The following is a 23,725-nucleotide window of genomic DNA, read 5'->3' on the forward strand; positions in this document are numbered from 1 at the left end:
GGGGCCCGCGATTCCTAGGAGTCGTACTGTGCGCGCAGGAACGTCACGATCTCGGTGAGCTCCACCTGCGAGATGGAATGTCCCATGCCCTCGTAAATGCGTTCGGTGAGCGTCGAGTGGCCCGGCAGCCAGGACTGGGTTCGGTCGACGGCATCCTGGGGGATGACCGGGTCGGCCGTGCCGCGGCCCCAGAACACCGGTAGCCGGCGCTCGACCAGGCGTTCGTCGCCCGGATGCGAGCTGCGCCCCACGAAACCGGAGAGCTGCACGGCGAACGCAAAGCGGTCGGGTGCCTGCCGCAGCAGTTGCAGCGCCATCGCTCCGCCCTGCGAGAAGCCGAGCAGACCTACGGATGGCGGCTGCTCGGGCAGGGAATCGAGCCAGGCGAGCACGCCGGCGGCCGCAGCACCCAGGGCGTCGGCGCTCGGAGAGCCGGGGTTGACCTTGGCGCCGGCCGCGCCGATGGGGAACCAGGCCCAACCGGGTCCAGCCGGCAGCGGCGCGCGCAGTGCGGCGACCACCGGGTGCAGTGGCAAGTGCGGCGCCAGGGAGAAGAGGTCGCCCTCATGCGAGCCGTAGCCGTGCAGGATGAGTAGCAGCGGGCGTCCGGCTCGGTCGGCGGCTGAGGCGCTCCACAATACGGCCTCCGCGTCGATGGTCTCGGCGCGCCCGCCGGGGGTTCCGGTATCGCTGGTCTCGCTGCCGAGGCGGTTGGTGTCGTTCTGGCCCATTGTGGTCCTCCTGTTCGAGGTCGACACCGGGAAACGCCGACGGACCAATCCTTCCACTCCCAGGGCAACGCCGTCAGCGGTCGGCGTCCCGGAGCGCGAGCAGTCCATCCTGCAACGGGTAGTACAGAATAGGTGCATGAGCGTGCGCACCCCTGACCCTGATCCGGACTGGACGCCTGGCCCCGAGGGCGCCGGGCCGCCCAACATCAACCCGGGCTGGCTGAGCGACGTCGAGCTCGCCGAGGTGCGGCGCCGACTGCCCATCCTCTACATCGAGGCTGTGCCCGTGCGGGTCGACGGCCTCGGCCAGGTGATCGAGGTCGGCGTGCTGCTGCGTGCCCGCTCCACCGGTGAAATGACCAGGATGCTGGTGTCCGGCCGCGTTCTGTACGGCGAGACCCTGAGAGACGCGCTTTTTCGCCACCTCGAGAAAGACCTCGGCCCGATGGCCTTTCCGCAGTTGCCTACGAGTCCGGTGCCTTTCACCGTGGCCGAATACTTTCCGATGCCGGGCATCACCGCGTTCACGGATGACCGCCAGCACGCCGTGTCGATGGCCTACGTCGTTCCCGTCACGGGCACGTGCGACCCGCGCCAGGATGCCCTCGAACTCACTTGGATGACCCCGAAAGAAGCTGCCTCCGATGCGGTCGCGGCCGAGATGGAGGGCGGCCGGGGAGCGCTGCTGCGCATGGGGCTCGCCTCGGTGGGCCAGCTGCGCTAGCCGGCGGGTCCGGCTCGGCGCGCTGGTCGGGGGCCGGGCCTGCCGGCCCCCGACCGTTACTCGGACGTAACCAGCGACAACCGGCGGGCGAGCGCTCGGGGGCGTACCAGGCGCACCTCGTGCAGCTGTTCGCCGAGCACCTCCTGGTCTTGGTCGTGGCCGTCGGGAGCGTAGCCGTTGCGCTTGTAGAACGAGTGCGCGCGCGGATTCACATCCGCAACCCAGAGCGACGACGGGCCGTCGTCGACGACCGCGTCGAAGAGCTGCTGGCCGATGCCGGTGCCGTGATACGCGTCGAGCAGGTAGATGAAGTACAGCTCCCGAGGGGTGGGCTTGTCGTCGTCGCGGGACGGCCCGCTGCCCGCGAAGCCCACAATCTCGCCGTCGACGAAGGCCGCGACCTGGCGGTGGGTCGGTCCCTGCGAGCTGAAGCGACGCCACATCGCGGCCAGGCGTGCGGGCTGCAGCTGTTCCAGGGCGGCCGCGCTGAGCAGCTGGTCGTAGGTTTCATGCCAGCAGGTGGCATGCACGCGGCCGAGGCTCTCGGCGTCGGTTTCTACGACGGGACGGATGTCTGCGGTGGTGATCATGACCCGAGACTAGCTCAGCGGAAGGGGTGTGAATGACACGCCAGGATCGCCTCCTGGTCACACCCCGATCGGTCTCGCGAACACGGCCTGCGTCCCAATGCCGAACGGGCCGGCCTCGTGAGAGACCGACCCGTTCACCGGTGGAACAAACTGGCAGATGCTGCCGACCGACTAGCCCTGCGCGCGGCGCGGAGCCGAGCGGCGCGCGCCGCCGGTGGCACCGGCACCCCGAACGAGGCCGCCGACCTGCAGTGCGCCGGAACGCCCGCCCTGGGCTGGCCGGCTCTGGCCGTTGCCTGATCCCTGGCCGCGACCGGATGCCGCGGGGCGGCCCGAGCGCTCCTGGCGCGCTGCGCCGGAGGGGGCCACTGCGTCGCTGCTGCGGTGTCCGCGGTTGCCCCGAGTGTTGGTGTTGCTGTTGCTGTCTCGACCGCCGCGCCCGCCGGAGTCGCGCTCGTCGCGGTTGACGCGCTTGCGCTGGGCGTTGGCGCCCTGCGAGCGGCCGCCCTGGGACTGACCGTGCGGCTGCTCTACGCGGGGCAACGGCTTGACATAGGCGGCGACGTCGCCGACGAGGGCGTCCACGGCCGGAGAGGTCGCGTTCACGCGCTGCGGGGTCACCTTGATGGCGGCCTTGCGCAGCAGCGCGTCGGTGTCGCGGCGCTGCTCGGGGAGAACCAGGGTGACGACGTCGCCGGCGCTGCCGGCACGGGCGGTGCGGCCCGAGCGGTGCAGGTACGCCTTGTGCTCGGCCGGCGGGTCGACGTGGATGACGAGTTCGATGTCGTCGACGTGCACGCCGCGAGCCGCGACATCCGTGGCGACGAGCACCTTGACGTCGCCGGCGCTGAACGCGGCGAGGTTGCGGTCACGCGCCACCTGAGAAAGGTTGCCGTGCAGGTCGACGGAGGGAATCCCGGCGTCGGTGAGCGACTTGGCGAGCTTCTTGGCCTGGTGCTTGGTGCGCATGAAGAGGATGCGACGGCCGGAGCCTGAGGCGAGCTTCTCGACGAGCGCCTTCTTCGATTCGACGCCGTCGATCTCGAACACGTGGTGGGTCATCGCGGAGACGTGGCTGTTGGCCTCGTCGACCGAGTGCATGACCTCGTTGTGCAGGAAGCGGCGCACGATCTTGTCCACGCCGTTGTCGAGCGTGGCCGAGAACAGCAGGCGCTGGCCGCTGCTGGGCGTCTTGTCCATGATGCGGGTGACGACGGGCAGGAAGCCCAGGTCGGCCATGTGGTCGGCCTCGTCGAGCACGGTGATCTCGACGGCGTCGAGGCTGATGAAGCCCTGCTTCATGAGGTCCTCGAGGCGGCCGGGGCAGGCTACGACGATGTCGACGCCGGCCTTGAGCGCGGAGACCTGACGGCCCTGCGAGACGCCTCCGAAGATGGTGGTCGTGTTGAGGCCGTAGGCCTCGGCCAGCGGCGTGAGTGCGTTGGTGATCTGGGTGGCGAGCTCGCGCGTCGGGGCGAGGATCAGGCCGAGCGGGCGGCCCGGGCGGCGCTTGCCGCCGGCGAGCTTGCCGCCGAGGCGCGACACCATGGGCAGCGCGAACGCGAGGGTCTTGCCGGAGCCCGTCTTACCGCGGCCGAGCACGTCGCGGCCGTTGAGGGTGTCGGGCAGCGTGTCCACCTGGATCGGGAACGGGCTGTCGATGCCCTGCTGCGTCAAGATCGCGACGAGGGGGGCAGGCACGCCGAGCGCGCTAAAGGAAGTTTCAGACAAAATGGTGCCTTTCGGGCATCAGAGTCCTCGGGCATCCGTTCCGCAAGGGCGGTAACTCGGAACCGGAGAGGACTCACTTGGCGAAGGTGCCGATGGGCACATCCGTTCGCCGTAAGAAGGTTTGATTCGAAAAATCGGGCCAGCCCATGGGGGCCGCCGCAATAAGAAGAGGGCGTTCTACGACGCAGCGAGCGCAACTACGCACTCGCAAGCTTTCATCCTAGCGGATGTTGTCAAGCCTCCGGGTCGAACGCCCGTCCCGAGGGAGCCGAGGGGTGGCGCTCCTCGCCGGGCGCCAACTCGCCCACAGGCACCTCCGCAGCCACGGTGTTGCCGGCCTGAGGCAGCGGGCAGGCCCACATCGGGTCATACGCGCAGGACGGGTTGTAGGCGAAGTTGAAGTCGAGGACGATGCTGTCGTCGTCGGCCCCGGCACCCAGGTCGGCTCCCTTGACCGTGTCGAGCAGGTAGCGCCCGCCGCCGTAGGTTCCGCCGGGCTTGCCGGCCAGGCCGTCGCGTAGCGGCAGGAACAGGCCTCCGCCGTAGCTGGACAGCCGCCACAGGTCGATCGGCCCCAGGTAAGGCAGCCGCACGGTGCCCACGAGGTCGAACGGCACACGGCCGTCGGTGCCGGTGTCGACCGTGATGCGCGCCGGGTGCTCCGCCCGGTGCACCTCGACTTCGAACCGCCAGTCGGGGTCGTAGGCGGCGACCGGCAGCCCGCTGAACCCGGCCCGGTCGTCGGGCATCAGCGGCGACGACGGATGTCCACCGAACAGGTCATCCCGACCGCTTCGCCACAGCTCGTGGCCGGCGGCCGGGTCGTGGGCGCTGAGCTGGCGCACGCCGGCGTAGAGACCGAACACGCGCCGGCGCCAGTCGGCCACCTGCAGGGCGCCGAGGGTGGTGGTCATGAAGTCGCGCCGGATCCGTGGGAATCGGCGTCGGCCGGGGCTGGCTCATCGACTCCGAGGTCGAGGCTCCAGTTCGGAGCGAGGCGCTTGAGCTGGTGCAGGCGCCACTGCCAGAGCGCCCAGAACACGGGCCAGCTCGCAAGGGTCAGCGCGCCCGTGCGGAAGATCAGCTGGTCCCGGAAGAGAGTCTTGCCGGTGCCGGCCGGATCGGGAGCCACCGCCATCCGGTGGTCCCAGAGCGTGACCGATGCGAGCGGCCCCGACACGCCGCGTCCGGTATCGCGCAGGATGCGCACGCCGTCTCTGCGAGTGGTGGCCATCGTCAGCCGGATCACCTGATCGCCCATCGGAACCAGGCCGAGCGCGGTCAGGCTGACCGGATGCTCACCCGGCTCCCAGATGGTGGGAAAGCCATCCATCTCCAGAGATTCGACGCTCACCACGGGTGAGCTCACCTCGCGGAACACGGCGGGACTCCGCAGGGCGCGCCAAGCGGCATCCGGGGAGCAGTCGAGGATCTCTTTCAGAAGAACGCGCATGACTCCAGTCTGTGGTGCCGGGGCATGCAGTACAACTGAGAGAGTGGCAATTCGATACTGGCTGGGCGTCGCCTCCCGTGAACACGTGCTTCGTGCCGTCGCGGTAGGGCTTGTGCAGGCCCGCCACGGAGCCAGGGCGGCGCTGGAGCAGATGGGCGAGTCCGACGGGGTGGTCTACTACTCGCCGAAGACCGACATCCACGGTGACAGCCTGCGGGAGTTCACCGCGATCGGGCGCATCGCCCCCGGAATCGTGCATCAGGGGGAGTCAGCCGCCCCGAGTTCGTACCGCCCCTGGCGACGTCACATCGACTACGAAACGGATGCTGTCGCCACCTCGATCCGCCCCCTGCTCTCGGTGCTCGAATTCACCCGCAGCAACCCCAACTGGGGGTTCCAGCTTCGGCGGGGGCTGCTCGAGATCTCGCGGCACGACTTCGAGCTGATCCGGCGGCAGATGCGCCGGGCGTAGCGCCCGCCCCACGCTTCACCCGCCCGAGCCGTTTCCGCGCCGCGCCCTCACCCTCCGCCGAGTTGGTTTGAAGCGGTCGAGTTCGCCCAACGTGCCACTCGAACTCGACCGCAGGTGTCGACTTCGGCGGGAGTCGCCGTGAGCGGTCTGTCGCTCCGGCGTTTATAGGCAGGATCGGCGATTTTCGTGAAGGTGCCGCCTCATTCGGGGCAGGGCGGTAACGCATCAAGTCGGTACACTGGGGGTATGTCTGGCGAGTTCTGGTGGGTGCCCTCGGCCGTCGTCTTCGGTGGGGCGGTAACGGTGTTTGCGTTTGTCGTGGCGCTGTTGCGGCGCAGGGCCCGGGCGCGCACCCGGGTGGACGAGGCTCTGGCAGCGGAGCGCACGAGAGCTGCCGCCATCGCCCTGGTCCGCGCAGACGACGTGATCGAGGCGGCCACCGACGAGCACGGTTTCGCGTTGGCCCAGTTCGGGGAGAATGCCACCGGCGAGTTTGCCGCAGCGCTCGATGCCTCACGGCGGCAGGTGCGCGACGCCTTCCTGCTGCAGCAGAGACTCGACGACAGCGTGCCCGATTCGGAGGACGAGCGTCGCCGCTGGACCGAGCAGATCATCGCCCTCGCCGACGAGGCCGTGCAGCGCCTGGGCTCCGAGACCCGCGTCTTCGACTCCCGGCGCGGCGTCGAGCGGGACGCCCCGCTGCTGCTCGAGAAGTTGTGCCGCCGGCTTGACCGGGTTGCCGACCGAGTCGCGGCCGGCACCGCCAGTCTCTCCCGCCTCAGCCGCACCTACGCAGCGACTGCCCTGGCTCCGATCAGCGGCAACGTCGCCCGCGCCGAAATCGCGCTCGCCAAGGCCCGTCGGGCAGTGGATGCCGCCGCAGCTGGGCTCGTTCGCGAGGCCACGGATCCCGTGGGCGACCAGTTGCTCGCAGCAGAGCAGGCCCTGCACCAGGCCGGCACTCTCCTCGATGCGATCGAGCTCGGCGAAGACCAGCTGCACGTCGGCTTCGCCTCGCTCGCCCGCGCGCTCGACGCCGCGGACGTCGAGCTGACGGAGGTCCGCGTTCTGCGCGACTCCCACGAGGAGACCGCTGCGCGCGGCGAACTCAACCTCGTCGTGGCGGAGGCCGACCGCGTGGTGGGCGAGCTGCGGCATCCGTCGCGCCTGAGCGACCCCGCAGCCGACCAGGCCCGGCTGCGCACCGCGATGGACGGTCTCGACGTGATCCGTTCCGAGGCCCGCAACCGCCAGTTGCGGCTCGACAACGCCCGCGGGGCGCTGACCGGTGCCCTTCTGGCGGCGCGCAGCCAGACCACCGTCACCCGGGACTTCATCACTGCCCATCCCGGGTGCGTGGGCGCCGCCGCCCGCACCCGCCTGGCCGAGGCCGAGCGCCAGCTGAGCCTGGCAGGCTCGGAGGCAGACCCGGTCTCCGCCCTGGACACCGCCCGCAGTGCGATGACGCACGCCACGGACGCCGACGCGCTCGCCCGCTTCGACGCCCGGTAGGAGTGCGGCGGCGTGGGTTCCGGTGCTGTCGGGCTGCGCCCGCACCACTACCCTTGTCCTGTGAACAACGCCGCGCCCCAGCAGAAGTATCAGGTTCGCTTCGACGTGGGCCTGGCCGGATTCCAGGCCCTGGCCGCCCCGGCCGACGTGGTCATCCTCGCCGATGCGTTGCCCGCAACCGACGCTGGACCTTTGGTCTCCACGTCGCTGCACGCCCACCAGGTCATCGCCGCGAACCTCTCCAATAGCGCGAGCGTGGCCGAGTGGGTGCTGGAACGGCAAGCGGAAAAGGGCGACCGGTTCGCCGTTGCCGTGATCGCCGTTGGTGAGCGACGGGCCGACGGCAGTAGCCGTTTCGCGATGGAGGACCTGCTCGTTGCCGGCGCCGTGATCGACGCCCTAGCTGCCCGCGGTATCGACCACTGCTCACCGGAGGCGGCCGCGGCCGCCGCCAGTTTCGCGGGTCTCAAGCAGGCCGTGCGGCACCTGGTGACGGCGTCCGAAACCGCTCAGGCTCTCGCCAAGGCCGGACGCCAGGACGAGGTGCAGGCCGCGGTGCGCACACCAGTCGCAGCGTCTGTGACGGATGTTCCAGCGCCGTCCCCGGGAATCTCCCGACTGCGGGAATTCGCCTTTCCGGCCTGAGGTTGAATCCAGCAGGTCCGGTCAGTGATTGCACCCAGAACCGCACCCCTCGTCGCCACACTGAAGGAGAACCCCGCATGAAGGCAGAACTCAACGGCATCGTCATCGCCGAAGCACCCCAGGCAGACCTCCTCAGGATCGAGGGCAACTGGTACTTCCCGCCGGCGAGCGTGAATGCCGATCTGCTCCTCGCAAGCCCCACCCAGTACACCTGTTCGTGGAAGGGCGAGTGTCAGTACTTCAGCATCATGGACGGCGAAACCCTGCTGCAGGACCGCGCGTTCAGCTACCCGACTCCGCCGTCGGCCTCGTTCGACCGCGTCGGCCAGGACTACAGCAACTACGTCGCCTTCTGGAAAGAGATTCGGGTCTCCGAGTAGCCCGCGACCCCTACTCATCTCCTGTCGCCGCTGCGGCCCGGCGTCGGGCCGCAGCCGTGATCTCGCGCCGCGTCCACTGGATCAGGTACGCCATGTCGAATCCGCGCCCGCACAGTCCGCAGGCGAATGACCGCGTTGGTTTCCGGTAGCGATAGTGCACGTGCCCGAACGGACACGTTCCGACCCAGGGCGCGAGTTCGTCGGCGATCTCACCGTCGTGGGTCCGCTTGCCTTCGTAGCCGAGGTTCTGCGCGGTCAGCTTCCATCTCGGTCCGTGACCGGCGCGCGGGCCGGCCAGCGCGTGCGCGACCTCGTGTAGAAGGATTTGGTGCACGTCGTCGTCGCCGTAGCGCGCGGCCAGGTACCGGGACACGGTGATGCGACGCACGGAGTAATTGCACAGCCCCGCCCGTTTCTTCGCGTTGTCGAATGCGAAGGTCCAACTGGGGTCGAGGTGCAGAGTGATCAGGGCGTCCGCCCAGTGGCGCACACGGTTGAGATCGGCCATCAGGGTGCCACCGCCACCTGGTAGAGCCGGTCGTCGCCGGGGGAGGGGGTGCCTCGGCCATCGGTGTTATTACTCACGAACCACAGTGTGCCATCTGGTCCAGGCACCACATCCCGCAGCCGACCGAAGCTGTTCACAAACCAGTCGTCGACTTCACCTGTAGAGGGATGGAAGCGCCAGAGCCGCTCGCCGCGAAGGGCGGCCATGAAGATGGTGTCGTTCACGATCGCAAGTCCGCTCGGGCTGGCTTCGCTCGTGGGCCACTGCTGCACCGGGTCGATGAAGCCGGGGTCGGCATCCGTGCCCTGCATGCCCTCGACGACCGGCCAGCCGTAGTTGCCGCCCGCCGTGATGCGGTTGAGTTCATCCCAGGTGTTCTGGCCGAACTCGCTGGCCCAGAGCTGACCGGTGGAGTCCCAGGCAATGCCCTGCGGGTTGCGGTGGCCGGAGGAATAGACGAGGGTTCCGAACGGGTTGTCATCGGGCACGGCACCGGTCGGGGTCATCCGCAGGATCTTACCGCCGAGAGAGGCCGGATCCTGAGCGTTGCCGGAATCGCCGGCGTCGCCGGCCGTGGCGTAGAGCAGGTCATCAGGACCGAAGGCAAGCCGGCCGCCGTTGTGGTTGCCGGCCTTCGGGATTGCGTCGAGAACCGGTTCGGCGTCCCCGAGCGTGTGGGAGCCGGCCGAGCCGAACAGTGGCATCCGCACGATGCGGTTGTCATCTGCGCCCGTGAGATAGGCGTAGACCCAACCTGTGCCGCCCGGTGCGGCCGGGTCGGGCAAGGCGGCGAGGCCCAGCAGTCCGCCCTCGCCGCCTGGGCGTGCCTCGGCGACCCGGCCGGCATCGCGCAGGGCGCCGTCGGGGAGGAGTTCGCGGACGAGCGTCGTGTCCCGTTCGCTGATCAGCGTGCCCTCGTTCGGGAAATGCAGGATCGACCAGGGTGCGTTCAGGCCGGAGGCGATGACGACCGGGTCGCCCACCGGGCGGACCGGCAGGCCGGGGGAGGGGGAGGGGGAGCCGGCCTCGGCCGTTCCGGACGGAACCGGCTGCGCGGGGGTCGAGGTGGCCGCCGAGGGTGGCGGCGGGCTCGCCGTGCATGCACCGAGCAACAGGAGCGCGGCCAGGGTCAGGGTCCCGGCCGTGCTGGTGCGTGCGCTCATCCGCCGGTTCATGTTCTCGTTCACGCTCCACATCGTCTCGAACCGGCACGTTCGCCGACACTGATTCCAGCATGCCCCGGATCGCCGCTGCAGGGTGCGCGGTCCCGCTTGTTCACAACTCCTGCACAGTTCAGGCGCCGAGCGGGCGAACGCCGGGTCGTCGCACCCGGAATTCCGGGCCCGCCCCGCGCCGGCGGAGGGCTGTTCAGGAGCTATGCAGAGTCCGACCGGATGTCCGGATGTCCGCTGCCTGCCGCCCGCTGCCGGTCGCCAACTGCCGGTCGCCAACTGCTTGCCGCCCGCTGACGGATGCCCGCTGCCGGATGCCCGCCGCCGGAACGACAGCCGCGGGCAGGAGCCGATGCAGCCTGCCGCAGCGCTACTGTTGCTGGCCGGCCTGGCGGCGCTCGGCGATGAAGGACTCGACCACGGCGACGGCGACGAGCGCGCTCTCGAGGAGTGCCGGCGTGGCACCGGCCTGCTCACGCAGCGTCACCGAGGCCCTGAAGTCGGCCAGGGCGGCGTCAAGGTCACCCTGTTCGAAGTACACCTTGCCGCGGCTTTCCCGGGCAAACGCGGCGACAGCGCCCCACTCATGCGTTTCGGATTCGAGCACGCAGTGGGTCAGTTCGGTGGCAGCCTCGTCAAGTTTGCCCCGGAACTGCTGCACCTGGGCGCGACGGATGCGGCTGAACGCCAGTTCCTCTCTCGACCCGGTGAATCTGGACTGGCGCAGCGCCGCGTTCGCCATGTCCCAGGCCTCGTCGAGCCGGCCGGTCAGTCGCAGCAGCACGACCTTCTCGTTGAGAGCAGACAGGCTGCGCAGCTCGCCGAGTTCGCCGAGGCGCAACTCAGCGGCATGGAGGTCGACTTTCTCACGCAGGGTGACGGCGTCGTAGCCAGTGATGATGGGCAGGGTGTGGTCCTGAGGCGAAGGCGGCACATGCCGCGGGCGAAACGTGGTCCCGTCCAGCGTAGTCCCGGCCGGGTGGACCGGTCCCCGATCGGGGGGCGATCCGCCACATCCGTCGCTGCGCCTGTGGCTAACTCAGGAGATTTGAATGCGTCAGCGCGTCCGGCCGCGTGAACACGGATGCCCGCTGCACTTCTGCCCCGGATCTCCTGAGTTGGCCACGTCGCCGCGCGTGCCTGCCCACGTACGGCAAGCTCGGCCCGGCCCGGCCCGGTCCGGCGCCCGACCAGGACAGCCTTCGTCGGCTCAGCTCCCGAGCTGGAACACCGTGCGGCCGGGAAGGGGCGACGGGGTGGCCGTCGCATCCGTTGTGACTAGGGCGGTTGCCGTGAATTGCGTGAATTCTGCGCCCTCGACCACCTTCGACGGATGCGGCCCGCCCGCCAGCAGCCGCGACACCCAGCTTGTGTCGATGGGGGTGTGGGCGGCGACGAAGACGATGTTGCCGAACCGGCGCCCCTTGAGCACCTGGGTCTCGGCGAGGGCGAGCACGTGCCCGAAAACGGCGGACAGCGTCGCGGCCTGCGAGCGGGCGAACGGCAGCCCTGGCCCGTCGGCGACGTTCACCACGAGCACTCCGCGCGGCGACAAGAGGGGAGCGGCCAGCTCGTAGAACTCGCGGCTGGTCACGTGGGCCGGGGTGCGCGCCCCGGAGAAGATGTCGACGACGACGAGGTCCACCGCCCCGTGCAGCCCGGCCGGCAGCTTCGCCAGCACCTCACGGGCGTCACCGTGCCGCACGCGCAGCTGCGCGCGCTTGTCCCAGGGCAGTTCGCCGCGCACGAAATCGATCAGGTCGCTCTCGAGCTCAACAACCTGCTGGCGCGAGCCCGGCCGGGTCGCCTCCACGTAGCGGGGAAGGGTGAGCGCCCCGGCACCCAGGTGCACGGCGGTGATCGGTTCGCCGACCTCGCCGATCAGATCGATCACGTGCCCGATCCGCTGCACGTACTCGAAGAACAGCTCGGCGGGGTCATCCAGGTTCACGTTCGACTGCGGCGTGCCGTCCACGATCAGGTTGAAGCTGCCCGGGGTGAACCGGTCGGGCTCGATGACGGCGCGGTGGCCGCTCAGCTTCAAGGTGATCGACGGATGCTGCGCGACAGGCCTACTCATCCATCCAGTGTGCGCCCTCCGTCACCAGCGACAACGCAGACTGCTGACATCCGAAACCGGGTTATACCTGAGGATTATCACGAGGTCAAGAATTTAGTGGACATGGCGGGTCGATCGGCATATAGTTGTTCTTTGCGCTCCCAGACTTAACTCTGCCTTCATATTGCGGTCGGCTTTGCGTGCTCAAGCCACCTTGACGCATACCTCGTTCCAGGATTTCAGAACACCGGAATTCTTGAACTCGAGGGTCTGAGGAGTTCGTACTCGGTATTCCTTACTAACAGTGACTAGACCTGACGGGGTCCACGGAGGTTATTTCCTTGGCTGCTGCGCGCAACGCAACCACCAACTCACCCAAGAACGGACGTGCCGCTGGCCGTCTTTCGTTCGCGAAGATCACCGACAATCTGACTGTTCCGGATCTGCTTGCTTTGCAGACCGAGAGCTTCGATTGGCTCGTCGGTAACGACAACTGGAAACAGCGTGTCGCAGAAGGCCAGGCGGCCGGTCGTCAAGACCTGCCGACTCGCACCGGGCTCGACGAGATCTTCGAAGAGATCTCACCTATCGAGGACCTTGGCGAAACGATGCAGCTGTCGTTCACCAACCCGGAGCTCGAGCCGGAGAAGTACACCATCGACGAGTGCAAGGAAAAGGGTAAAACCTACTCCGCACCTCTCTATGTGAACGCTGAGTTCATGAACCACCTCACCGGTGAGATCAAGACTCAGACCGTGTTCATGGGTGACTTCCCGCTGATGACCCCCAAGGGCACCTTCGTGATCAACGGCACCGAACGTGTCGTCGTGTCGCAACTGGTCCGCTCCCCGGGCGTCTACTTCGACCGCCAGCAGGAGAAGACGTCCGACAAGGACATCTACTCCGCTCGCGTCATCCCGAGCCGCGGTGCCTGGCTCGAATTCGAGATCGACAAGCGCGACCAGGTCGGCGTTCGCATCGACCGCAAGCGCAAGCAGTCCGTCACGGTGTTCCTCAAGGCCCTCGGCCTGACGAGCGAAGAGATCCTCGAAGAGTTCAAGGGCTTCGCGTCCATTGAGCTCACCCTGGAAAAGGACAACATCCTCACCAAGGAAGAAGCCCTCAAAGACATCTACCGCAAGCTGCGTCCGGGCGAGCAGGTTGCCGCCGAGGCCGCGCGTGCGCTCCTCGACAACTTCTTCTTCAACTCCAAGCGCTACGACCTGGCCAAGGTTGGTCGTTACAAGATCAACCGCAAGCTCGGCCTCGAGGCGCCGCTGAGCGACTCCGTGCTGACGCTGAAGGACATCCTGGCCACGATCAAGTACCTGGTTGCGCTGCACGACAACCAGACCACGATCGCCGGAGTCCGCGACGGCAAGCAGACCGACATTCGCATCGACATCGACGACATCGACCACTTCGGCAACCGTCGCATCCGTGCTGTCGGCGAGCTCATCCAGAACCAGGTGCGCACCGGCCTGTCTCGCATGGAGCGCGTCGTCCGCGAGCGCATGACCACGCAGGACATCGAAGCGATCACTCCGCAGACCCTGATCAACGTGCGCCCCGTCGTCGCCGCGATCAAGGAGTTCTTCGGAACCAGCCAGCTGTCGCAGTTCATGGACCAGAACAACCCGCTCGCCGGCCTGACGCACAAGCGTCGACTGTCCGCGCTGGGCCCGGGTGGTCTGTCCCGTGACCGTGCCGGCGTCGAGGTGCGAGACGTTCACCCCTCGCACTACGGCCGCATGTGCCCCATTGAGACCCCGGAAGGCCCGAACATCGGCCTGATCGGTTCGCTCGCCTCGTTCGCGCGGATCAACGCCTTCGGTTTCATTGAGACCCCGTACCGTCGCGTCGTCAATGGCAAGGTCATGAACGACCAGATCGACTACCTCACTGCCAGCGAAGAAGACGAGTTCATCGTTGCCCAGGCGAACGCGCCCCTCACCAAGGACTGGCACTTCGCCGACGCCCGGGTTCTCGCCCGCAAGAAGGGTGGAGAGGTTGACCTCTTCCCCGCGGAAGACATCGGCTACATGGATGTCTCGCCTCGCCAGATGGTGTCCGTCGCCACCTCGCTCATCCCGTTCCTCGAGCACGACGATGCGAACCGCGCCCTCATGGGTGCCAACATGCAGCGTCAGGCCGTTCCGCTCCTGATGAGCGAGAGCCCGCTCGTCGGTACCGGCATGGAGGTCTTCGCGGCCATTGACGCCGGTGACGTACTCACCGCCGACAAGGCCGGCGTCGTCATGGAGGTGTCGGCGGATGTCGTCACCATCCAGCTCGACGAGGGTGGCACGCAGGAGTACTACCTGCGCAAGTTCGCTCGCTCCAACCAGGGCACGAGCTACAACCACCGCGTCATCGTGCAGGCCGGCGAGCGGATCGAAGTCGGCGAAGTCATCGCCGACGGCCCCGCCACCGAAAACGGTGAGCTCGCTCTCGGCAAGAACCTGCTCGTCGCGTTCATGCCGTGGGAGGGCTACAACTTCGAGGACGCGATCATCCTGAGCCAGAACCTGGTCAAGGACGACACCCTCTCCTCGATCCACATCGAGGAGTACGAGGTTGACGCTCGCGACACCAAGCTGGGCAAGGAAGAGATCACCCGCGACCTTCCCAACGTGTCGCCTGACCTGCTCGCCGACCTCGACGAGCGCGGCATCATCCGGATCGGTGCCGAGGTTCGCCCCGGCGACATCCTCGTCGGCAAGGTCACGCCCAAGGGCGAGACCGAACTGTCCGCCGAGGAGCGCCTGCTGCGCGCCATCTTCAACGAGAAGAGCCGCGAAGTTCGCGACACCTCGCTGAAGGTTCCCCACGGTGAGCGCGGCACCATCATCGGTGTCAAGGTCTTCGACTCGCAGGATGGCGACGACGAGCTCGGCTCGGGCGTCAACCAGCGCGTTGCCGTCTTCATCGCCCAGAAGCGCAAGATCACCGAGGGTGACAAGCTCGCCGGCCGTCACGGCAACAAGGGTGTTATCTCCCGCATCCTGCCGATCGAGGACATGCCGTTCCTCGCCGATGGAACCCCGGTCGACATCATCCTCAACCCGCTGGGCATCCCGGGCCGAATGAACTTCGGTCAGGTCCTCGAAACCCACCTGGGTTGGATCGCGAAGCAGGGCTGGCAGGTGGAAGGCAAGCCCAAGTGGGCCGGCCGTCTGCCCGAAGCCGCGCACAGCGCGGCGCCGAACACCAAGGTCGCGACCCCGGTATTCGACGGCGCACTCGAGGTCGAGATCGAGGGTCTCCTCGACTCCACGACCCCGACCCGTGACGGCGACCGCCTCATCGGATCCTCGGGCAAGACTCAGCTGTTCGACGGCCGCTCCGGTGAGCCGTTCCCGAACCCGGTCTCCGTGGGCTACATGTACATCCTGAAGCTGCACCACCTTGTCGACGACAAGATCCACGCCCGTTCCACCGGCCCCTACTCCATGATCACGCAGCAGCCGCTGGGTGGTAAGGCGCAGTTCGGTGGACAGCGTTTCGGTGAGATGGAGGTGTGGGCGCTCGAAGCATATGGAGCCGCTTACGCCCTGCAGGAGCTCCTCACCATCAAGAGCGACGACATCCTCGGCCGCGTCAAGGTGTACGAGGCCATCGTCAAGGGCGAGAACATCCAGGAGCCTGGTATCCCCGAGAGCTTCAAGGTTCTGATCAAGGAAATGCAGTCGCTGTGCCTGAACGTCGAGGTGCTGTCGAGCGACGGCACCGCCGTCAGCCTGCGCGACACGGATGACGAGGTGTTCCGCGCTGCGGAGGAGCTCGGCATCAACATTTCCACCCGGTTTGAGTCGTCCTCGATCGACGACATCTAGGCCCGGCCGATGACGAACACTTCGAATACTTTCCAAGGAGAGAAATTGCTCGACGTAACCACTTTTGACGAGCTTCGCATTGGCCTTGCGACCGCCGACGACATTCGTCGCTGGTCTCACGGTGAGGTCAAGAAGCCCGAAACCATCAACTACCGCACGCTCAAGCCGGAAAAAGACGGTTTGTTCGGCGAGCAGATCTTCGGCCCGTCCCGAGACTGGGAATGCTCGTGCGGCAAGTACAAGCGAGTTCGCTTCAAAGGCATCGTCTGTGAGCGTTGTGGCGTAGAGGTCACGAAGTCGTCTGTGCGCCGCGAGCGTATGGGCCACATCGAGCTCGCCGCCCCGGTCACCCACATCTGGTACTTCAAGGGTGTTCCCTCGCGTCTCGGCTACCTGCTGGACATGGCTCCGAAGGACCTCGAAAAGGTCATCTACTTCGCCGCCTACATGGTCATCACGGTTGACGAAGACGGCCGTCACCAGGACATGCCCGGCCTTGAGAACGAGCTCCGCCTCGAGATCAAGACCCTTGAAGGTCAGCGCGACTCCCGCATCGCCGACCGCCTGCAGCGTCTGGAAACCGACCTGGCCGCACTGGAAGCCGAAGGTGCCAAGAGCGACCAGAAGAAGCGCACCAAGGACGCCGCCGAGAAGGAGATGAGCCAGGTCCGCAAGTCTCTCGACGAGCAGATCGCTCACCTCGAGCGCGTGTGGGAAGACTTCCGCACCCTCAAGGTCGGCGACCTCAAGCCTGAGGACTCGGTCTTCCACGAGCTGCAGGACCGTTTCGGCATGTACTTCGAGGCCTACATGGGCGCCGAAGCCATCAAGAAGCGCCTGCTGTCCTTCGATCTGGTCACCGAGAGCGAAAACCTGCACCTGCAGATCGCCGAGGGCAAGGGCCAGAAGAAGATCCGTGCGATCAAGCGTCTCCGCGTGGTCAACGCCTTCATCATCACCGGCAACTCGCCGGCCGCCATGGTGCTCGACGTCGTCCCCGTCATCCCGCCCGAACTGCGCCCGATGGTGCAGCTCGACGGTGGCCGCTTCGCGACCAGCGACCTCAACGACCTCTATCGTCGTGTGATCAACCGCAACAACCGCCTGCGTCGTCTGCTTGACCTCGGTGCCCCCGAGATCATCGTGAACAACGAGAAGCGGATGCTGCAGGAGGCCGTTGACGCGCTCTTCGACAACGGTCGTCGTGGCCGTCCCGTCACGGGTACCGGCAACCGCGCCCTCAAGTCCCTGAGCGACATGCTCAAGGGCAAGCAGGGTCGTTTCCGCCAGAACCTGCTCGGCAAGCGAGTCGACTACTCCGGCCGTTCGGTCATCGTCGTCGGCCCGCAGCTCAAGCTGCACCAGTGTGGTCTGCCCAAGCAGATGGCACTCGAGCTGTTCAAGCCGTTCGTGATCAAGCGCCTGATCGACCTGAGCCACGCTCAGAACATCAAGGCCGCCAAGCGCATGGTCGAGCGGAGCCGCCCTCAGGTCTGGGACGTGCTCGAGGAGATCATCCGTGAGCGCCCCGTGCTGCTGAACCGTGCGCCGACGCTTCACCGCCTCGGCATCCAGGCGTTCGAGCCTCAGCTCGTGGAGGGTAAGGCCATCCAGCTGCACCCCCTCGTCTGTGCTGCGTTCAACGCCGACTTCGACGGTGACCAGATGGCAGTCCACCTGCCGCTGTCGATGGAGGCCCAGGCCGAAGCGCGCATCCTGATGCTCGCCTCGAACAACATCCTGAAGCCGTCTGACGGTCGCCCGGTGACCCTGCCCACGCAGGACATGATTATCGGACTACACCACCTGACCACGCTGAAGGAAGGCGTCATCGGCGAAGGCCGCGCGTTCTCCTCTGTTGCGGAAGCGATTCTTGCTTTCGATCAGAAGTCGCTCGACCTGAACGCCAAGGTGCGCATCCGGCTCACGGACAAGTTCTTCGAGGAGGGCACGCAGCCCGAAGGCGTCGAACTGGTCGATGGACAGGCTGTCGGTGTCGTGCTGGTCACGACCACGCTCGGCCGGGCCATCTTCAACGAAGCCATGCCGGTCAACTACCCGTACTTCGAAAAGGTCGCCGACAAGGGCACCCTCTCGGCGATCGTCAACGACCTCGCCGAGCGGTACCCGAAGGTGGAAGTCGCCGCGACGCTTGACCGCGTCAAGGACGCCGGTTTCTACTGGGCTACCCGCTCCGGTGTGACCGTGGCGCTCAGCGACATCCTGACCCCGCCGAACAAGCCGCAGATCGTTGCCGGCTACGAGAAGCAGGCCGCGAAGGTTCAGTCGCAGTTCGAGAAGGGTCTCACGACCGACCTCGAGCGTCGCCAGGAGCTCATCCAGATCTGGACCAAGGCGACGGAAGACGTTGCCGCGGCCATGCAGGAAAACTTCCCGAAGGACAACACCATCAACCGCATGGTCACCTCCGGTGCCCGTGGTAACTGGCTGCAGGTGCGAAACATCGCCGGTATGCGAGGCCTGGTCAACAACCCGAAGGGTGAGATCATCCCTCGCCCGATTATCTCGAGCTACCGCGAAGGCCTGTCCGTCGCCGAGTACTTCATTGCTACTCACGGTGCTCGTAAGGGTCTGGCCGACACGGCTCTGCGTACCGCCGACTCGGGATACCTCACGCGTCGTCTCGTGGACGTCTCGCAGGATGTCATCATCCGCGAAGACGACTGTGGAACGACGAAGGGCCTCGAGCTGCCGATCGCCGAGATCAACGCGATGGGCGAGCTCGTCCGTCACCCCAACGTTGAGAACGCCGTCTACGCTCGCAGCCTGGCCACCCCGGCGGTCAACGCCAAGGGCGAGGTTGTCGCTGATGCGGGCGACGACGTGGGCGACGTGCTCATCGACAAGCTGGTCGAGGCTGGTGTCGAGAACATCAAGGTGCGCTCGGTTCTGACCTGTGAGTCGGCCGTCGGTGTGTGTGCGGTCTGTTACGGCCGTTCGCTCGCTACCGGGCTGCTCGTGGACATCGGTGAGGCCGTGGGCATCATCGCCGCGCAGTCCATCGGCGAGCCGGGCACCCAGCTCACGATGCGTACCTTCCACACCGGTGGATCGGCATCCGCCGACGACATCACCCAGGGTCTGCCTCGCGTGCAGGAACTGTTTGAGGCACGTACCCCCAAGGGTGCGTCCCCGATCGTCGACACCGCCGGTCGCATCACAATCGAAGACACCGACCGCAGCCGGAAGGTCATCCTGACCCCCGACAACGGCGACGAGGCGATTGCCTACCCGGTGCTCAAGCGCTCCACCCTCCTCGTGGAGGATGGCCAGCACGTCGAGCTAGGCACGCAGATCATCATCGGAGCCGTCGACCCGAAGGAAGTTCTTCGAGTCAAGGGTGTCCGCGCTGTGCAGAAGCACATCGTCGGTGGCGTGCAGGATGTCTACCGGTCTCAGGGCGTGCCGATTCACGACAAGCACATCGAGGTCATCGTTCGTCAGATGCTTCGCAAGGTGACCGTCGTCGAGCACGGCGACACCGGCCTGCTCCCCGGCGAGCTGGTCGACCGGTTGAAGTACAACGACCTCAACCGCACCGCGCTCACCGAGGGCAAGAAGACGGCGTCTGCTCGTCAGGAAGTCATGGGTATCACCAAGGCTTCGCTGGCGACCGAGTCCTGGCTGTCGGCCGCTTCCTTCCAGGAGACCACCCGGGTTCTGACCCAGGCGGCCATGGAAGGCAAGAGCGACCCGCTGATGGGCCTCAAGGAGAACGTCATCATCGGCAAGTTGATCCCGGCCGGCACCGGTCTTCCCCGCTACCGCGACGTCACCGTCGAGGCAACGGACGAAGCCAAGGCTGAGCGTTACCCGAACCGCATCTTCACCGATGATGCAACGTTCAACGAGGGTGACCTGAGCTTCGTCGACTTCGACAGCTTTTCGTCGGACGACTTCACCCCCGGAACCTACAACTAGTCACTGGTTCTGGTTCCACGGATGGCCCTCTGCTTCGGCAGGGGGCCATCCTCCGTTAACGCCTGCGCCGGTGGTCCTGCCTGTCGAGATCTGTGCCTGTCGAGATCCGAGCGTGTCGAGACCCGCGATAAGCTGGCGGAAATTCTCTCGGGGGGTAACGCATGGCTGCAGGTCCAGTGTCCGCTTCGGCAATGACGCGTCGACGGATGTGGGTGCTCCTCGGCGCCATCGGCTCCCTGTTGGTCATCGCCCTTGTCGTGTTGCTCATCGTTTGGCGCGGGGGCGCAGGCACGCCCGGCGCCGTTGAGGAGACCGGGCGGCCACAGCCGCATTCGTCCCCCGCACCCCTGGCCCTCGCCGCTGTGCCGGAGCCGACGTCGGTGCCGGACGGGCCGCATCCGTCGACCTGTGACGAGCTGTACAGTCCGGAGATGGTGGCCGCCTTCGACAACTTGGTGCTCAACCCCGCCTGGGTCGCCGAGGAGAAATCGGGAGCCAACCGCGGGTCCGACGACCAGGAGCTCATCGCTCTGATCGACGCGGCCGGGGAACGCCTCACCTGCGTCTGGGCGAACGAGAACGGCGGATCGGGTCTGGGCCTCACCACAGAGCTCATGTGGGTCACCTCGGAGCAGTCAGCTGCGGTGCTGAGCCGGCTGTCGGCGGCGGGAATGAACTGCTACGAGGAGTTAGGTGGCATGCGCTGCATCATTGAGGGGGCCGATGACGGTGGCGTCTCCGGGGAGTCGCACTTCCTGCGGGACGGAATCTGGCTGGCCACGCACTACATCAACGCCGGTCCGGACGGCTACACGCACGACATGATCGCGAACGTCTGGGCCGGCGCCTAAGGCGCGCTCACCGACCGGCGGATAGGTGTAATTCCCGTACCCGGTAGTGTTGACCCAACGACCGGCATTGTTTGCTTTTCGGGATCAAAGGGACAGCATGCGAGTGGTTGGGCAGTTCGGTGCGGCGCTGGTCGGCGCTGTAGGGCTAAGTATTCTCGTGTCCTGGTATGTCGGCGTCGATTTTCTGCCGCCGGTGCTCGTCGCCCTGCTGGCGATGAAGCCGATGGCGGCCTTCGGGCTCGTACTGGTGGCGGCGGCCGTGCTCGTCGTCGATCGTCGCCGGCTGACCCTGGCGCTCGGGCTGGCGGCCCTCCTGATCGGTGCTCTCACATTCGCTGAGTTCATTTTCGGGCGTTCGCTCGGCATCGATGTGCTCCTGCCCGGAATCGACTACGGGGGGCAGTCCGCGCGCATGGCGCCGTCGACGGCGGTGGCTCTCACTCTGCTCGGGGCGTCCGTCATCGCCGGGCGGGCCGTTCGATCCGCCCCGATGCTCGGCTTCGCCTACGGCGCCCTGGGCGTCAGCCTGGTTGCGACCCTGGGCTATGCCTACGGGGTCTCCTCGCTCTATTCGATCGGTGGCTTCACGAGCATGGCGTGGCCGACGGCGGTGGGAATCGCGCTTCTGGCGACGGCCCTGCTCTTCCAACGCCCGGACGCGGGCCTGATCGGTCTTCTCCGTAACGGGGGCAGCGCGGGGCGCCTGCTCCATCAGGTGTTCCCTTTCCTGGTCTTCGGCCCGTTCGTGCTTGGCTGGATCGGGTTGCGGGGTGAGCGTCAGGGGTTGTACGACTCGGCGTTCGGTGTCGCCGGCCTAGTCCTTGCCCTGACGATGCTGTCCTGCGTGCTGGCCTGGGTCGCGGCTCGACGGCTGCGCGACCTCGATCGCGAGCGCGACGCCGCCATGCACGCTCTGGCTGCGGCCAATCACACGCTGGAGGAGACGGTTGCCAATCGCACTCGCGAGCTCGCGGAGACAGCCGACACTCTGCACACCCTCATCAAGATCGCACCGGTCGGAATCGTGCAATTGGATGCTGAGGGCGGGCTCGTCTCCGCCAACGACCAGTGGTTGGCGCTCAGTGGTCTCAACAAGGCTGAGTCGCGCCGCGACGGTTGGGCGAAGGCAGTTCATCCGGACGACGCGGAGCGCGTGTTCCGTGAATGGCAATTGAGCGCCGGAGCCGGAGAGGCCTACGAAACCACCCTGCGGTTCCGCACCCCGTCCGGCCAGGTCAACTGGGTGCAGGTGAGCACGGCCCCGATGCGTGACAAACACGGCGTCATCGGGCACCTGGCCAGCGTTACCGATGTGACCGCGCAACGTGCGGCTGAGCACGCGGCGGCCGCGGCCGCCGCCCGGTTCGAGGCTGCTTTCGCCTCCTCGCCGCTCGGAACGGCCATCGTGACGCGCGACGGCCAGATCGTGGCCGCCAACAGGCGGCTCCTGGGTCTCGCGGGACGCACCGACTCCCTGGTCGACGACCAGATTGAAACGATCTTCATGCCAACCGAGAGCGGTGACGATGAGCTGCCGGAGGGCGCTGGTCCGTGCGGTACGTCCACCCGACAGCGCATGGACCGACGAATGCGCCACGGCGGCAACCAAGAAACCTGGGTCAAGGTCAGTATCGCCGAGATCGCGGAGATTTTCGAGGGGGACCAGGCCGGGGGGCTGCTGTACCAGGTGGAGGACATCACGGCACGACGCCTGGCGGAAGCACGGGTGGAGCACCTCGCCTTCCACGATCCGCTGACCAACCTGCCCAACCGACTGCTGCTGCTCGACCGTTTGAAGCAGGCGCTGCTGCAGGCGTCGCGCCTGGGTCGTGGTGTTGCTGTGCTGTTCATCGACCTCGACCGGTTCAAATTCGTCAATGACAGCCTCGGGCACCACGCCGGCGACACGGTGCTGACCGAGGTTGCCATCCGCCTCCGGCAAAGCATCCGGGCCAGCGACACGGTGTCCCGGATCGGGGGCGACGAATTCGTCGTGATCTGCCCGGACGTCGGCGGCAGCGAGGATGTGCACCGCATCGCCGATACAATCCAGGCATCCATCGCGCGGCCGATCATGATCGGTGACCAGATCGCATCCGTCGATGCCAGCATCGGAATCGCCTTCGGCCTCGGGCAGGACGACGCCGAAGTTCTGCTGCGCAACGCGGACCAGGCCATGTACCTCGCGAAGGATCGCGGGCGCGCCCGCTACGAGGTCTTCGACGACGACCTGCGCGGACGGATCGAGCGCAGGCTCGACACCGAGCTTGCCTTGCGCGACGCTGTCGAGCTTGACGAGATTGAAACCTGGTATCAGCCGATCGTCGACCTGCAGCAGCGCACGGTCGTGGCCACGGAGGCGCTCGCCCGCTGGCGGCGCCCCGACCGGGGTCTCGTGTCTCCCGGCGATTTCATCGCGATCGCTGAGGAAGTTGGCCTGATCAAGGGGATCGGCACCACCGTGCTCGGCCAGGCCAGCCGGGCCGTGACTGCGCTCAACGGGGAATTGGCCGTGAGCGTGAATGTGTCGCCGCGGCAGTTCGTGCAGGACGATTTCGGGGCGGTGGTGAAGCGCGCCCTCGCCGAGAGCGGCCTCCCGCCTGATCAGCTCTGGCTCGAACTCACCGAGAGTGCCGTGCTTGAGGCGATCGATTCCGCCGCCCGCACCTTTCAGGAACTGCGCGCGCTCGGCGTGCGGCTGGCCATCGACGATTTCGGCACCGGCTACTCATCGTTCACCCACCTCAAGGCTTTCACGGTTGACCTGCTGAAGATCGACCTCACCTTCATTCGAGATCTGGAGCGTTCCGACCACGACCGGGCGATTGTGGAGGGCATCCTGCGCCTGGCCGACTCCTTGAACCTCGACGTCGTTGCCGAGGGCATCGAAACGATTGGTCAACGCGATCTCCTCACTGCGATGGGCTGCCGCTATGGCCAGGGCTACCTTTTCTCGAAGCCTGCCCCGACGGCTCTTCCCGACGTGCAGTTCGGGCTCTGACCGAGTCACGCGCCTTCAGAGCACCGCGATGACGACGGCCGGGGCGGTACATGGCACTCGTTCTGGGTGGGTGGGAGCGGTCACAGACGCGGTGGCCAGCGGTAACGCCCGGTTAGGC

18 protein-coding genes are annotated in these 23,725 nt (G+C 66.7%); 9 read left to right on the plus strand and 9 right to left on the minus strand.

Features of this window, described 5'->3' with window-relative positions:
* Nucleotides 1-14: 14 nt before the first annotated feature.
* On the minus strand, nucleotides 15-731 hold the full coding sequence (locus E3O65_RS08390; protein WP_134363289.1) for an alpha/beta hydrolase: 717 nt from the start codon (nucleotides 729-731) through the stop codon (nucleotides 15-17).
* Nucleotides 732-867: 136 nt separating this feature from the next.
* Between E3O65_RS08390 and E3O65_RS08395 the strand changes: the two genes are divergently transcribed.
* On the plus strand, nucleotides 868-1,455 hold the full coding sequence (locus tag E3O65_RS08395) for an NUDIX hydrolase family protein (protein ID WP_134363290.1): 588 nt from the start codon (nucleotides 868-870) through the stop codon (nucleotides 1,453-1,455).
* A gap of 56 nt (nucleotides 1,456-1,511) precedes the next feature.
* On the opposite strand, the gene E3O65_RS08400 is transcribed toward E3O65_RS08395, so the two are convergent.
* The 4 genes from E3O65_RS08400 to E3O65_RS08415 form a co-directional block, all read right to left on the minus strand.
* The gene (locus E3O65_RS08400) at nucleotides 1,512-2,045 is read right to left on the minus strand and encodes a GNAT family N-acetyltransferase (protein ID WP_134363291.1); all 534 of its coding nucleotides are present in this window, start codon (nucleotides 2,043-2,045) and stop codon (nucleotides 1,512-1,514) included.
* Between the two features lie 171 nt (nucleotides 2,046-2,216).
* Nucleotides 2,217-3,776 (minus strand): DEAD/DEAH box helicase, encoded by a 1,560-nt coding sequence (locus tag E3O65_RS08405; protein ID WP_134363292.1) that lies wholly within the window; start codon nucleotides 3,774-3,776, stop codon nucleotides 2,217-2,219.
* Between the two features lie 233 nt (nucleotides 3,777-4,009).
* On the minus strand, nucleotides 4,010-4,690 hold the full coding sequence (locus E3O65_RS08410) for a DUF1684 domain-containing protein (protein WP_134363293.1): 681 nt from the start codon (nucleotides 4,688-4,690) through the stop codon (nucleotides 4,010-4,012).
* The gene (locus E3O65_RS08415; RefSeq protein ID WP_134363294.1) at nucleotides 4,687-5,229 is read right to left on the minus strand and encodes a hypothetical protein; all 543 of its coding nucleotides are present in this window, start codon (nucleotides 5,227-5,229) and stop codon (nucleotides 4,687-4,689) included. Before E3O65_RS08415 ends, E3O65_RS08410 begins: the two co-directional genes overlap by 4 nt.
* Before the next feature lie 43 nt (nucleotides 5,230-5,272).
* Between E3O65_RS08415 and E3O65_RS08420 the strand changes: the two genes are divergently transcribed.
* The 4 genes from E3O65_RS08420 (at nucleotide 5,273) to E3O65_RS08435 (ending at nucleotide 8,238) form a co-directional block, all read left to right on the plus strand.
* The gene (locus E3O65_RS08420) at nucleotides 5,273-5,701 is read left to right on the plus strand and encodes an EVE domain-containing protein (protein ID WP_241985809.1); all 429 of its coding nucleotides are present in this window, start codon (nucleotides 5,273-5,275) and stop codon (nucleotides 5,699-5,701) included.
* A gap of 246 nt (nucleotides 5,702-5,947) precedes the next feature.
* Complete coding sequence (locus E3O65_RS08425) at nucleotides 5,948-7,213, plus strand: hypothetical protein (RefSeq protein ID WP_134363296.1); 1,266 nt, start codon at nucleotides 5,948-5,950, stop codon at nucleotides 7,211-7,213.
* A gap of 60 nt (nucleotides 7,214-7,273) precedes the next feature.
* Complete coding sequence (locus E3O65_RS08430; protein WP_166785699.1) at nucleotides 7,274-7,858, plus strand: 2-phosphosulfolactate phosphatase; 585 nt, start codon at nucleotides 7,274-7,276, stop codon at nucleotides 7,856-7,858.
* A gap of 77 nt (nucleotides 7,859-7,935) precedes the next feature.
* Nucleotides 7,936-8,238 (plus strand): DUF427 domain-containing protein, encoded by a 303-nt coding sequence (locus tag E3O65_RS08435; RefSeq protein WP_134363298.1) that lies wholly within the window; start codon nucleotides 7,936-7,938, stop codon nucleotides 8,236-8,238.
* Between the two features lie 10 nt (nucleotides 8,239-8,248).
* Here E3O65_RS08435 and E3O65_RS08440 read toward each other — a convergent pair whose 3' ends face one another.
* The 4 genes from E3O65_RS08440 to E3O65_RS08455 form a co-directional block, all read right to left on the minus strand.
* Nucleotides 8,249-8,746: a SprT-like domain-containing protein gene (locus E3O65_RS08440; protein WP_134363299.1), complete on the minus strand. Its 498-nt coding sequence runs from the start codon at nucleotides 8,744-8,746 to the stop codon at nucleotides 8,249-8,251.
* Nucleotides 8,746-9,909: a PQQ-dependent sugar dehydrogenase gene (locus tag E3O65_RS08445; RefSeq protein WP_134363300.1), complete on the minus strand. Its 1,164-nt coding sequence runs from the start codon at nucleotides 9,907-9,909 to the stop codon at nucleotides 8,746-8,748. The genes E3O65_RS08440 and E3O65_RS08445 overlap by 1 nt, the downstream gene beginning before the upstream one ends.
* Nucleotides 9,910-10,288: 379 nt before the next feature.
* Complete coding sequence (locus tag E3O65_RS08450) at nucleotides 10,289-10,852, minus strand: tetratricopeptide repeat protein (protein WP_241985810.1); 564 nt, start codon at nucleotides 10,850-10,852, stop codon at nucleotides 10,289-10,291.
* A 276-nt stretch (nucleotides 10,853-11,128) separates the two neighbouring features.
* A complete protein-coding gene (locus E3O65_RS08455; protein ID WP_134363301.1) occupies nucleotides 11,129-11,998 on the minus strand; it encodes a spermidine synthase in 870 nt (289 codons plus the stop codon).
* A 320-nt stretch (nucleotides 11,999-12,318) separates the two neighbouring features.
* Between E3O65_RS08455 and rpoB the strand changes: the two genes are divergently transcribed.
* The 4 genes from rpoB to E3O65_RS08475 all read left to right on the plus strand — a co-directional run bounded on the left by rpoB (nucleotide 12,319) and on the right by E3O65_RS08475 (nucleotide 23,607).
* Nucleotides 12,319-15,813: a DNA-directed RNA polymerase subunit beta gene (gene rpoB / locus E3O65_RS08460; RefSeq protein WP_134363302.1), complete on the plus strand. Its 3,495-nt coding sequence runs from the start codon at nucleotides 12,319-12,321 to the stop codon at nucleotides 15,811-15,813.
* A 45-nt stretch (nucleotides 15,814-15,858) separates the two neighbouring features.
* Entirely contained in the window at nucleotides 15,859-19,755 is a 3,897-nt protein-coding gene (locus tag E3O65_RS08465; protein ID WP_134363303.1) for a DNA-directed RNA polymerase subunit beta', read from the plus strand.
* 161 nt (nucleotides 19,756-19,916) lie between these two features.
* Nucleotides 19,917-20,606: a hypothetical protein gene (locus E3O65_RS08470; RefSeq protein ID WP_134363304.1), complete on the plus strand. Its 690-nt coding sequence runs from the start codon at nucleotides 19,917-19,919 to the stop codon at nucleotides 20,604-20,606.
* Nucleotides 20,607-20,703: 97 nt separating this feature from the next.
* Nucleotides 20,704-23,607 carry a putative bifunctional diguanylate cyclase/phosphodiesterase gene (locus E3O65_RS08475; RefSeq protein WP_134363305.1) on the plus strand — a complete coding sequence of 968 codons (2,904 nt, stop codon included), beginning with the start codon at nucleotides 20,704-20,706 and terminating at the stop codon, nucleotides 23,605-23,607.
* Nucleotides 23,608-23,725 lie beyond the last annotated feature (118 nt).

It is taken from the genome of Cryobacterium breve (assembly GCF_004402375.1).
Classification (GTDB): domain Bacteria; phylum Actinomycetota; class Actinomycetes; order Actinomycetales; family Microbacteriaceae; genus Cryobacterium; species Cryobacterium breve.